We start from the raw sequence: 11,189 nt of genomic DNA, 5'->3' as shown, positions 1-11,189 counted from the left end.
TCACAGCGCCGATGGTACTGCAGGGGGGACCCTGTGGGAGAGTAGGACGCCGCCGAACTCCTTTTACAGCTCCGGCTCTTGGGCATTGGCCCGAGGGCCGGAGCTTTTTTGCGTTGAGGTAGGGTCAGGGGGCATCGTTGGTTCGTTTCGCACAGGAGGCCCCCGGGTGGAGGTCCAGGAGACCCGTGTCCAGACAGACCGGGTCCTCACCATCCCCAACATCCTCAGCATGGCGCGGCTCGTCGGCGTTCCGGTCTTCCTGTGGCTGATCCTCAGGCCGGAGTTCGGCGGCCCGAAGAGTGACGGCTGGGCTCTCCTCGTACTGGCGTTCAGCGGGGTAAGTGACTATCTGGACGGCAAGCTCGCGCGCCGCTGGAATCAGATCAGCAACCTCGGCCGGCTTCTCGACCCCGCCGCGGACCGGCTCTACGTCCTTTCCACCCTCGTCGGTCTCACCTGGCGGGAGATCCTGCCGCTCTGGCTCACCGGCCTGCTGCTGGCCAGGGAACTCGTCCTCCTGGTCATGGTGGGAGTCCTCCGCCGGCACGGGTATCCGCCGCCCCAGGTCAACTTCCTCGGGAAGGCCGCCACGTTCAACCTGATGTACGCCTTCCCACTCCTGCTCCTCAGCGACGCAACTGGTTGGATCGCATCACTCGCCAAGATTTTCGGATGGGCGTTCGCCGGATGGGGTACAACCCTCTATTGGTGGGCAGGAGTGCTCTACGTGGTTCAAGTCCGCCGATTGGTTCGAGCGGACGCCATGGCCGATTGAGCTCGGCGATTGTCCGGACGTAACGCCTCGATGGCCCGCGGTGGAAATGTGCGGGACAATCTTGACGGGTGAAGTCGGCTAGACCGTCGTCTCTTGGAGGAGGACGCTTCCGACATGAAGGCCGTCGTGATGGCCGGGGGCGAAGGCACACGCCTGCGCCCCATGACCTCTAGCATGCCCAAGCCGCTCCTGCCCGTGGCCAACCGCCCGATCATGGAGCACGTGCTGCGGCTGCTCAAAAGGCACGGGCTCAACGAGACCGTAGTCACCGTGCAGTTCCTGGCATCGCTCGTCAAGAACTACTTCGGTGACGGCGAAGAGCTCGGAATGGAGCTCACGTATGCCAATGAGGAGAAGCCACTCGGTACCGCCGGAAGCGTCAAGAACGCCGAGGAGGCGCTGAAGGACGACGCCTTCCTCGTCATCTCCGGTGACGCCCTGACCGACTTCGACCTCACCGAGCTGATCAATTTCCACAAGGAGAAGGGCGCGATGGTCACGGTCTGCTTGACCCGTGTGCCCAATCCGCTGGAGTTCGGCATCACCATCGTCGACGAGGAAGGCAAGGTCGAACGCTTCCTGGAGAAGCCGACCTGGGGGCAGGTCTTCTCCGACACGGTCAACACGGGCATCTACGTCATGGAGCCCGAGGTCTTCAACTACGTCGACCCCGACGTTCCCGTCGACTGGTCCGGCGATGTCTTCCCGCAGCTCATGAAGGAGGGCAAGCCCATCTACGGGTATGTCGCCGAGGGCTACTGGGAGGACGTCGGCACCCACGAGAGCTACGTGAAGGCCCAGGCCGACGTCCTCGAGGGCAAGGTCAACGTCGACATCGACGGCTTCGAGATCTCCCCGGGCGTGTGGGTGGCCGAAGGCGCCGAGGTCCATCCCGACGCGGTGCTGCGGGGCCCGCTGTACATCGGCGACTACGCGAAGGTCGAGGCGGGCGCGGAGATCCGCGAGCACACCGTCGTCGGCTCGAACGTGGTCGTCAAGAGCGGCGCCTTCCTGCACAAGGCCGTGGTGCACGACAACGTGTACATCGGGCAGCACAGCAACCTGCGCGGCTGCGTCGTCGGCAAGAACACCGACATCATGCGCGCCGCCCGCATCGAGGACGGCGCCGTCATCGGCGACGAGTGTCTGATCGGTGAAGAATCGATCGTTCAGGGCAACGTCCGGGTCTACCCGTTCAAGACCATCGAGGCCGGCGCCTTCGTCAACACCTCGGTCATCTGGGAGTCCCGAGGACAGGCCCACCTGTTCGGCGCCCGCGGTGTGACAGGCATCCTGAACGTCGAGATCACCCCGGAGCTGGCGGTGCGGCTCGCCGGGGCCTACGCGACGACGCTGAAGAAGGGCGCCACCGTCACCACCGCCCGCGACCACTCCCGAGGCGCCCGAGCGCTCAAGCGGGCGGTCATCTCGGCGCTGCAGGCCAGCGCCATCGACGTACGCGACCTGGAGAACGTGCCGCTGCCCGTGGCCCGGCAGCAGACCGCGCGCGGCAGCGCCGGCGGCATCATGATCCGCACCTCGCCCGGCGTGCCGGACTCGGTCGACATCATGTTCTTCGACGGGAACGGCGCCGACCTCTCGCAGGGCAGCCAGCGCAAGCTCGACCGGGTGTTCGCGCGGCAGGAGTACCGGCGGGCGTTCCCCGGTGAGATCGGCGACCTGTACTTCCCGGCGAGCGTCTTCGACTCGTACACGGGCTCGTTGCTGCGCAACGTCGACACGACCGGGATCGCCGAGTCGGGCCTCAAGGTCGTCGTGGACGCCTCCAACGGCAGCGCCGGGCTCGTGCTGCCCAGCCTGCTCGGCAAGCTCGGGGTGGACTCGCTGACCATCAACCCCGGTCTCGACGAGTCCAGGCCCACCGAGACCGAGGAGATGCGGCGCAAGGGGCTCGTGCGCCTCGGCGAGATCGTGGCGTCCTCCGGAGCGGCCTTCGGGGTCCGGTTCGACCCGGTCGGCGAGCGGCTGTCGCTCGTGGACGAGAAGGGCCGGATCATCGAGGACGACCGGGCGCTGCTGGTGATGCTGGACCTGGTCGCCGCCGAGCGGCGCAGCGGCCGGGTCGCACTGCCGGTCACCACGACGCGCATCGCCGAGCAGGTCGCCGCCTACCACGGCACCCAGGTCGAGTGGACGACCACCTCGCCCGACGACCTCACGCGCGTGGGCGGTGAGGAAGGCACCATCTTCGGCGGCGACGGCAAGGGCGGGTTCATCGTCCCCGAGTTCAGCAGCGTCTACGACGGCACGGCGGCCTTCGTACGGCTGATCGGGCTGGTGGCACGGACCCAGCTCACGCTGAGCCAGATCGACGCCCGCATCCCGCGCGCCCACGTCCTCAAGCGGGACCTGGCGACACCGTGGGCAGTCAAGGGACTGGTGATGCGGCGAGTGGTCGAGGCCGCCGGCGACCGCTCCGTGGACACGACCGACGGTGTGCGTGTCGTGGAGACCGACGGCCGCTGGGTGATGGTGCTGCCCGACCCGGCCGAAGCCGTCACGCACCTGTGGGCCGAGGGCCCCGACGACGCGTCCGCGCAGGCGCTCCTGGACGAGTGGTCCGCCGTGGTGGACAGCGCCGGCCGGTGAGGCTGGTGGCGGCCGGCCGCCGGCCGCCACCAGCCGTAGCCTCCTGCGGCCGCCCGCCGCCCGCCGCCCGCCGCCCGCCGCCCGCCGCCCGCCGCCCCCCGCACACCGACGCGGCACGGCGACAGCCCCCTGCACGCGCGCGTGCCGGACAAGTGCCCCCAAGGGGGCCTGTCCGGCACGCCGGTGGGGCCATTCGGAGGTACTGCTCGCGACATGCGACGATGTGCGGCATGCCGCAGCAACCCCCCGTTCGGAGCAGCCCCCCGCGGCCGCAGCGCCCGGACGCCTCCATGTCGTTGATCACCAACGTCATGGACCACAGCCTCGACGACGGGTACGCCGAAGCAGCCGCCCGGCGCGAGACCCAGGGCGAGGGAGGGCTGCCGAAGACCCTCAGGGCGAAGCTGGGCCTGGCGGCCGGTCTCGTCCTGGCCGCGCTGGTGGTGACCGTCGGAGCGGCGCAGGCGCGGGTGGCGGCTCCCGTGGTCGCCAAGGAGCGCCAGGAGCTGATCGACCGCATCGACGACGAGACCGCCGACGCGGACAAGCTCGAGGGCAATGTCGACAGACTGCGCGACGAGGTCGGAGCGCGGCAGCGGGCGGCACTGAAGTCGAGCGGCGGCAGCGCCGACGCCGACCTGGTGGGCATGCTGTCGGGTGCCACCGAGGTGCACGGACCCGGCGTCAAGCTGGTCGTGAACGACGCCAAGGAGGCCGGCGGCGGCGGTGACGGGACCAATCCGCGGGAGACCTCCGGATTCTCCGACACCGGCCGGGTGCGCGACCGGGACATGCAGCGCGTCGTCAACGGTCTGTGGGCCTCCGGGGCCGAGGCCGTCTCCATCAACGGACAGCGGCTGACCGCCCTGTCGGCGATCCGGGCCGCCGGTGACGCGATACTGGTCGACAACAAGCCGCTGGTGCCGCCGTACACGGTGCTGGCGGTCGGGGACGGGGAAAGGCTGAGCGCGACATTCCAGGACAGCGCCGACGGGCTCTACCTGCATGCGCTGAGGGAGAACTACGGCATCCGCGCCACCATCTCCACCGAGGACGACCTGCGGCTGCCCGCCGCGCCGAGTGTGATCGTACGCACCGCACAGCCGAACACCGAGAAGACTGAGAAGGGCACATCGTGATCGCCGTACTGGGCCTCGTCGTGGGCGTCGTGGCCGGCCTGTTGGTCCGGCCCGAGGTTCCGGCGGTCGTCGAGCCTTACCTGCCGATCGCCGTCGTCGCAGCGCTGGACGCCGTCTTCGGCGGCCTGCGGGCCATGCTCGACGGGATCTTCGACGACAAGGTCTTCGTCGTGTCGTTCCTGTCGAACGTGGTCGTCGCCGCACTGATCGTCTTCCTGGGCGACAAGTTGGGCGTGGGTGCGCAGCTGTCCACGGGCGTCGTCGTGGTCCTCGGTATCCGGATCTTCTCCAACGCCGCGGCGATCCGGCGACACGTGTTCCGGGCGTGAGGCGACGATGAGCGACGAGAACGGCGAGAGCGGCCAGGAGCAGCAGGACGGCCGGAGCGGTCAGGTCGCGCGGCCGGAGAACCGGTTGCGCAAGGAGCTGCCGGCCGAGGTGCCCGCCCCGGCCCCCGGTGCGGCGCCGACGTCCGATGAGCAGCCCCAGGAGTCGCTGACCGGCCGGCAGCGGCTGGTGAACGGCCTGTGGCCGCCGCGGCTCACCCGGGCGCAACTCATCGTCGCGGTGCTGCTCTTCGGCCTCGGGTTCGGCCTGGCGGTGCAGGTCGCGTCGAACAGCGACAGCGACAGCGCGTTGCGCGGCGCACGTCAGGAGGACCTGGTTCGCATCCTCGATGAACTGGATTCGCGTACTCAGCGTCTTCAGGACGAGAAGCAGGGACTGGAGAAGCAGCGGCAGGAGCTGCAGAGCAGCTCCGACCAGGCCGCGGAGGCCCGCAGGCAGACCGCCGAGAAGGAGAGGCAACTCGGCATCCTGGCGGGCACCGTGGGAGCGCGGGGTCCCGGCATCACGATGACGATCGAGGACAGGAAGGGGACGGTCCAGGCGGACATGCTGCTCGACGCGATACAGGAGCTGCGCGCGGCCGGTGCGGAGGCGATCCAGGTCAACGGGGTGCGCGTGGTGGCGAACAGTTACTTCACCGACTCCGGCAGGACGGTGAGCGTCGACGGGAACAAGATCAACGCCCCCTATCGTTTCAAAGTCATCGGCAAGCCCCAGGACCTGGAGCCGGCCCTGAACATCCCTGGAGGCGTGGTGCAGTCCCTGGAGAAGGAGCAGGCCACGGTGGCGGTCGAGCGTTCGAACAAGATCGTCGTGGATGCCTTGCGACAGGCGAAGCGGCCTGACTACGCTCGGTCGTCCTCCCAGTGAACCGACGGTGCATGGTGGACATCCGGCAGGGGCATGAGGTTGCGGGGGGTCGGCGCACCAAAGGGGTGGCGCGTGGTGGAAACTGTCTGGTGGATACGGACGTTGTGAGAATGTCCGGCTCGGCCGGTGTAGGCAATCAGGGTTCGTCCTGCCCCACGGGCGGGTCTGTTTCGGTCAAGGGGAATCGCCCGTGAAGTTGTTTGCGAAGTTGTTCGGCAAGAGCGCGCGAGAGGGCAGCGACAACGCGACCGCCCGTCATCGCGCACAGCCTGACGCGGAGGGTCAGCGCCCGCTGTTCCGGGACCAGGTCGCTGGTCCGGGCGGTGGCATTTCCGGTGGTCAGGGCGCGGCGTCTGTTGACCCTGCCCAGTCCGGCGGCATAGGTTTCGGGCAACCGTCGACCTCAGGTACGGGTGGAGGGTTCACCCCCGACCCGTACGCGTCCAACGCCCCGGCGGGACAGCCGCGGCAGGAGGATCCGTCTATGCCGGTCCTGGTGTGTACGAGGTGCGGTAACCGCAACGCGGAGAACGCCCGGTTCTGCTCCAACTGCGGCGCGCCCCTGCGCCCCGGTGTGGCGCCGGAGCGTGCCTCGGAGACGACGTCCACGATCTCGATCTCCGGCCTGGAGGCCTACGACGCGGAGGCGACCGGCCAGACGCAGATGCCGATGCTCTCGCCCGAGGCGCAGGCCGCGGTCGACGCCCTGCCCATGGGTTCGGCGCTGCTGGTGGTGCGCCGGGGGCCGAACTCGGGCAGCCGCTTCCTGCTGGACAGCGACCTGACCACGGCCGGCCGTCATCCGCAGAGCGACATCTTCCTCGACGACGTCACGGTCTCGCGTCGCCACGTGGAGTTCCGGCGCTCTCCGGACGGCTCGTTCACCGTGGCCGACGTGGGCAGCCTCAACGGCACGTACGTCAACCGGGAGCGGATCGACCAGGTCGCCCTGCAGAACGGCGACGAGGTGCAGATCGGCAAGTACCGGCTGGTGTTCTACGCGAGCCGGCAGGGCATCTGACCCGCCCGGACCGCCGTCCGGGGGGACGACCCCAGGGAAGGTCCATGCTTCAAACACCGAGCGGCGGTGCCGGAAGCGGTACCGCCGCCAGGGGCAGTGAGCTGATGAGCATCGGCTCGGTGCTGAGCGCGCTGCGCGACGAGTTCCCAGAAGTGACCATCTCCAAGATCCGCTTCCTGGAGTCGGAGGGGCTCATCGAGCCGCAGCGGACCCCGTCGGGGTACCGCAAGTTCAGCGCCGGGGACGTCGAGCGTCTCGGCCACGTGCTGAGGATGCAGCGCGACCACTACCTGCCGCTCAGGGTGATCCGCGAGCACCTGGACGCCATGGAGCGCGGCGAGGCCGCCCAGCTGCCCGTGGTGGGGCGCCAGCGCACCGGGGACGACGGACCGGAGCGTGCCGAGGGGCCCGCGGTGGCCCGGGTCGGCAGGGACCAGCTGCTGGCTGCCGCGGGCATCGACGAGGGGCAGCTGGCGGAGTGGCAGTCCTACGGGCTCATCGCTCCCCTGGAGGACGGGGCGTACGACGCCGAGGCCGTCACCGTGGCCTCCCTCGTCGCCGAGCTGGGCCGGTTCGGGATCGAGCCGCGCCACCTGCGGGTGATGAAGGCCGCCGCCGACCGTGAGGCGGGCCTCGTCGACCAGGTGGTGGCCCCGCTCAAGCGCCACCGCAACCCGCAGACGAGGGCCATCGCCGAGGCCCGTACGAAGGAACTGGCCGCGCTCACGGTGAAGCTGCACACGGCCCTGGTCAAGACCGCTCTCGGTGTGCGGCTGCCTTGAAACCGCGGGCCGGCGGGCGACCGGATCGGGCACCTGTTCCCGGCTCGACTACCCAAACGTCCCGGGCACGGCCTAGGGTTGCTGTGTGAACGAGCTCGATGTCGTAGGTGTCCGGGTCGAAATGCCCTCCAACCAACCGATCGTGCTCCTGCGCGAAGTGGGGGGCGACCGTTACCTCCCCATCTGGATCGGGCCGGGGGAGGCGACGGCGATCGCTTTCGCCCAGCAGGGCATGGCCCCCGCGCGACCGCTGACCCACGACCTGTTCAAGGACGTGCTGGAAGCCGTCGGCCAGGAGCTGACCGAAGTGCGCATCACGGACCTGCGTGAGGGCGTCTTCTACGCGGAGCTGGTCTTCGCCAGCGGGGTGGAGGTCAGCGCCCGTCCCTCCGATGCCATAGCGCTGGCCCTGCGCACCGGGACGCCGATCTACGGCAGCGACACGGTGCTGGACGACGCGGGCATCGCCATCCCGGACGAGCAGGAGGACGAGGTGGAGAAGTTCCGCGAGTTCCTCGACCAGATCTCGCCCGAGGACTTCGGCACCAGCAGTCAGTGAGCCGCGAACGGGGAGGGCCGGCCCGCCGAACCGGGTTCGCGAGCGAGCCGGGGCAGGCTGTTCGGGGCCGCACTCGCGGCGATTGCCACCGGCCGTCGAAGCGTCTTCGGGCCTTCCGCGAGCGCATTCGGCTAGCCTTTCCCCGCGGTGGGGCACGGAAAACCACTCTTAGGGTGATTATCACTCGGCGTGCCGAGTGTGGCGATCGTTGACGCACCCCTGGTGACTGCCTACCGTCGAGAAGGCAGGTCAAGGACGGAGGTCGGCGTGAGAACCAGCGGCGACGGTACGGCTGGGGGTGCCCCCGGACGCGGATTCGGGGAGAGCGGTCCGTACCCTCCCTCGAACTCTCACCCGCGTGCGAACAGGGGGTACGCCCATCCGAGCAGCGCGGTCGATCACGTCCCGCAGCGGCCGACGGCGGTGCCGGAGGGCGGAGGGACGGCGGCCATGACGTCCGAGGAGATCGGCTACCGCGGGCCCACGGCCTGCGCGGCGGCCGGCATCACCTACCGGCAACTGGACTACTGGGCCCGCACGGGCCTGGTGGAGCCGAGTGTGCGGCCCGCGTACGGGTCGGGCACCCAGCGCCTGTACAGCTTCCACGACGTCGTCGTCCTGAAGATCGTCAAGCGGTTCCTCGACACGGGTGTCTCACTGCAGAACATCCGCACGACCGTCCAGCACCTCAGGGAACGCGGTTTCCGCGACCTGGAGCGGATGACCCTGATGAGCGACGGCGCCACGGTGTACGAGTGCACGTCGCCGGACGAGGTCCACGCCCTGCTCCAGGGCGGTCAGGGCATCTTCGGGATCGCCGTCGGCGTCGTGTGGCGGGACGTGGAAAGCGCGCTCTCCCAGCTGCACGGCGAGCGAGTCGACACCGGCGAGACCCTGGTCGGTCACAACCCCGCGGACGAGCTGGCACGGCGCCGCAACCGGGCGGTCTGACGCGCGGCGGGTGCGGCGCTCTCCGGTGCCGGCGGTAGCACGGCATTGTCAGTGCCGTGGTGCAGCATCGGAGATGTGAGAAACGCGCCCACGATCCTGCATCTCGACATGGACGCCTTCTTCGCCTCTGTGGAGCAGGCGTCCAAGCCGAGCCTGCGCGGGAAGGCGGTCGTCGTGGGCGGGCTCGGGCCGCGCGGAGTCGTGGCCACCGCGTCGTACGAGGCGCGGGTCTTCGGGGTCCACTCGGCCATGCCGACGGCCCAGGCGCGCCGGCTGGCGCCCCATGCGGCGTATCTGGTGCCGCGCTTCTCCGTGTACCGGTCGATCAGCGAGCGGGTGATGGCGCTGCTGCGGGACCTGTCGCCGCTGGTCGAGCCGCTCAGCCTGGACGAGGCGTTCGTGGACCTGGAGGCCGGGGGTGCGGCCTGGGACGAGGAATCCGCGCGGCTGACCGGGACGAGGCTGCGCGCCCGCATCCGGGCCGCCACGGGCCTCACCGCCTCGGTGGGGCTGGCCGCCTCGAAGATGCTGGCGAAGATCGCCTCCGAGCAGGCCAAGCCGGACGGGCTGGTGCTCATAGAGCCGGGGACCGAGCGGGCGCTGCTGGGCCCGATGCCGGTGCGGACCCTGCCGGGGGTGGGGCCCGCCACTGGGGACCATCTGCGCAGGGCCGGGATCACGACGGTGGAGGAGCTGGCGGAGGCGGGGGAGGACGAGCTGGTCCGGCTCCTCGGCAAGGCGCACGGGCACGCGTTGTACGCCATGGCCCTGGCACACGACGAGCGGCCGGTGGTGGCCGAACGGGAGGCCAAGTCGGTCTCGGTGGAGGACACCTACGACGTGGACATCCACGACCGGCTGCGGGTCGGTCTGGAGGTGCAGCGGCTCGCCGACCGGTGCGTGCGGCGATTGCGGGGCGCCGGGCATTCGGGACGGACGATCGTGCTGAAGGTCCGGCGGTACGACTTCTCCACCCTCACGCGTTCCGAGACGCTCAGGGGGCCGACGGACGATCCGGCGGTCGTCCGGGAGGCCGCCGCCCGGCTGCTGGACTCCGTGGACACCACGGGTGGGGTACGGCTGCTCGGCGTGGGGGTGACCGGGCTCGCCGACTACACGCAGGAGGACCTGTTCGCGCAGGCGGCGCAGACGGCGGCGCCGGTGGCGGAGGCGCCCGAGGGGGCGGCGGCCGGGACCGAGGCGGAGGTCGGACCGGGGGCCGACGCCGCCCAGCCGGAGCCCGAGCAGCCCACTGAGCGGCAGTGGCGCCCAGGGCAGGACGTGCGTCACACCGAGTGGGGCCACGGGTGGGTGCAGGGCAGCGGGCTGGGGCGGGTCACGGTGCGCTTCGAGACGCCGTCGTCCCCGCCGGGGCGGGTGCGGACGTTCTCCGGCGACGATCCTTCGCTGGAGCCGGCTGAGCCGCTGCCGTTGGTCTCCTCCGGTGGTCAGGTCTCCTCCGAGCCGGCCAGCCTGCCGAAGTCGTGGTCGGGGAAGGCGGGGGGCGGGGCCACGTCCAGGCCGTAGTGGTGGTAGAGCTGCAGTTCCTGTTCGGGGGAGAGATGGCGGCCCACGCCGAAGTCGGGGGCGTCCTTGATGAGAGCGCGGTCGAAGGGGATGTGCAGGGACCCGTCGATCAGCTCGCTCGGTTCCAGGGGCACGAAGGCGTCCCGGGAGAAGAGGCCGGTGCGTATGGCAGCCCATTCGGGCACGCCGGTGGCGTCGTCGAGGTACACCTCGTCGATGGTGCCGATCTTGGAGCCACTGCGGTCGAACGCCTTGCGGCCGATCAGGTTGCGCGGATCGATGTCGGTCTGCACGGTCCATCTCCCTCCACGTGGTCGCAACTCATCCGTAAGCACTACGAAAGAGCACATTCAAGGAGGCGGCCACTCGAGGGCCCCTGCGTTGACCTCGCTGGTAGGCTGACAGCGGCTGCTGACCCCGTGCGGGAGAGTCCTCCGACCACGTCGGAGGCGCCGAAGGAGCAAATCCTCCCCGGAATCTCTCAGGCCCACGTACCGCACGGACGAGGTCACTCTGGAAAGCAGGGCGGGTGTCGACGGCTTCCGCTCTCACCGACGGTGAAAGCCGGCGCCCGCGGGCGTCCGGTGAAGCTCTCAGGTCGAGATGA

The 11,189-nt window shown here is 69.8% G+C and carries 11 protein-coding genes and 1 riboswitch; of the genes, 10 read left to right on the top strand and 1 reads right to left on the bottom strand.

Annotated elements, in window-relative coordinates; genetic code table 11:
* Positions 1-166 precede the first annotated feature (166 nt).
* The 10 genes from clsA to IE177_RS11290 all read left to right on the top strand — a co-directional run bounded on the left by clsA (position 167) and on the right by IE177_RS11290 (position 10,582).
* On the top strand, positions 167-775 hold the full coding sequence (gene clsA / locus IE177_RS11335) for a cardiolipin synthase ClsA (RefSeq protein ID WP_190015073.1): 609 nt from the start codon (positions 167-169) through the stop codon (positions 773-775).
* 114 nt (positions 776-889) lie between these two features.
* The gene (locus IE177_RS11330; RefSeq protein WP_190015072.1) at positions 890-3,385 is read left to right on the top strand and encodes a mannose-1-phosphate guanyltransferase; all 2,496 of its coding nucleotides are present in this window, start codon (positions 890-892) and stop codon (positions 3,383-3,385) included.
* 221 nt (positions 3,386-3,606) lie between these two features.
* Positions 3,607-4,524 carry a DUF881 domain-containing protein gene (locus tag IE177_RS11325; RefSeq protein ID WP_190015071.1) on the top strand — a complete coding sequence of 306 codons (918 nt, stop codon included), beginning with the start codon at positions 3,607-3,609 and terminating at the stop codon, positions 4,522-4,524.
* Complete coding sequence (locus IE177_RS11320; protein ID WP_003988855.1) at positions 4,521-4,853, top strand: small basic family protein; 333 nt, start codon at positions 4,521-4,523, stop codon at positions 4,851-4,853. The genes IE177_RS11325 and IE177_RS11320 overlap by 4 nt, the downstream gene beginning before the upstream one ends.
* Before the next feature lie 7 nt (positions 4,854-4,860).
* The gene (locus IE177_RS11315; RefSeq protein WP_190015070.1) at positions 4,861-5,742 is read left to right on the top strand and encodes a DUF881 domain-containing protein; all 882 of its coding nucleotides are present in this window, start codon (positions 4,861-4,863) and stop codon (positions 5,740-5,742) included.
* A gap of 190 nt (positions 5,743-5,932) precedes the next feature.
* Positions 5,933-6,763 carry a zinc-ribbon and FHA domain-containing protein gene (locus tag IE177_RS11310; RefSeq protein WP_190015069.1) on the top strand — a complete coding sequence of 277 codons (831 nt, stop codon included), beginning with the start codon at positions 5,933-5,935 and terminating at the stop codon, positions 6,761-6,763.
* Positions 6,764-6,807: 44 nt separating this feature from the next.
* Entirely contained in the window at positions 6,808-7,545 is a 738-nt protein-coding gene (gene ftsR / locus IE177_RS11305) for a transcriptional regulator FtsR (protein WP_190015068.1), read from the top strand.
* A gap of 85 nt (positions 7,546-7,630) precedes the next feature.
* On the top strand, positions 7,631-8,104 hold the full coding sequence (locus IE177_RS11300) for a bifunctional nuclease family protein (protein WP_026253112.1): 474 nt from the start codon (positions 7,631-7,633) through the stop codon (positions 8,102-8,104).
* Positions 8,105-8,371: 267 nt separating this feature from the next.
* On the top strand, positions 8,372-9,055 hold the full coding sequence (locus IE177_RS11295) for a MerR family transcriptional regulator (protein WP_190015067.1): 684 nt from the start codon (positions 8,372-8,374) through the stop codon (positions 9,053-9,055).
* Positions 9,056-9,130: 75 nt separating this feature from the next.
* Positions 9,131-10,582: a DNA polymerase IV gene (locus tag IE177_RS11290; protein ID WP_190015066.1), complete on the top strand. Its 1,452-nt coding sequence runs from the start codon at positions 9,131-9,133 to the stop codon at positions 10,580-10,582.
* Here the strand turns inward: IE177_RS11290 and IE177_RS11285 are convergent.
* Complete coding sequence (locus IE177_RS11285; protein ID WP_190015065.1) at positions 10,504-10,875, bottom strand: PRC-barrel domain-containing protein; 372 nt, start codon at positions 10,873-10,875, stop codon at positions 10,504-10,506. The two genes, IE177_RS11290 and IE177_RS11285, sit on opposite strands and share 79 nt — an antisense overlap.
* A gap of 119 nt (positions 10,876-10,994) precedes the next feature.
* A riboswitch (glycine riboswitch) is annotated at positions 10,995-11,089 on the top strand.
* The last annotated feature ends 100 nt before the right edge of the window (positions 11,090-11,189 follow it).

This window comes from Streptomyces lucensis JCM 4490 (genome assembly GCF_014650035.1).
In the GTDB taxonomy this organism is placed as follows: domain Bacteria; phylum Actinomycetota; class Actinomycetes; order Streptomycetales; family Streptomycetaceae; genus Streptomyces; species Streptomyces lucensis.
This window is presented reverse-complemented; position numbering and strand designations above follow the sequence as displayed.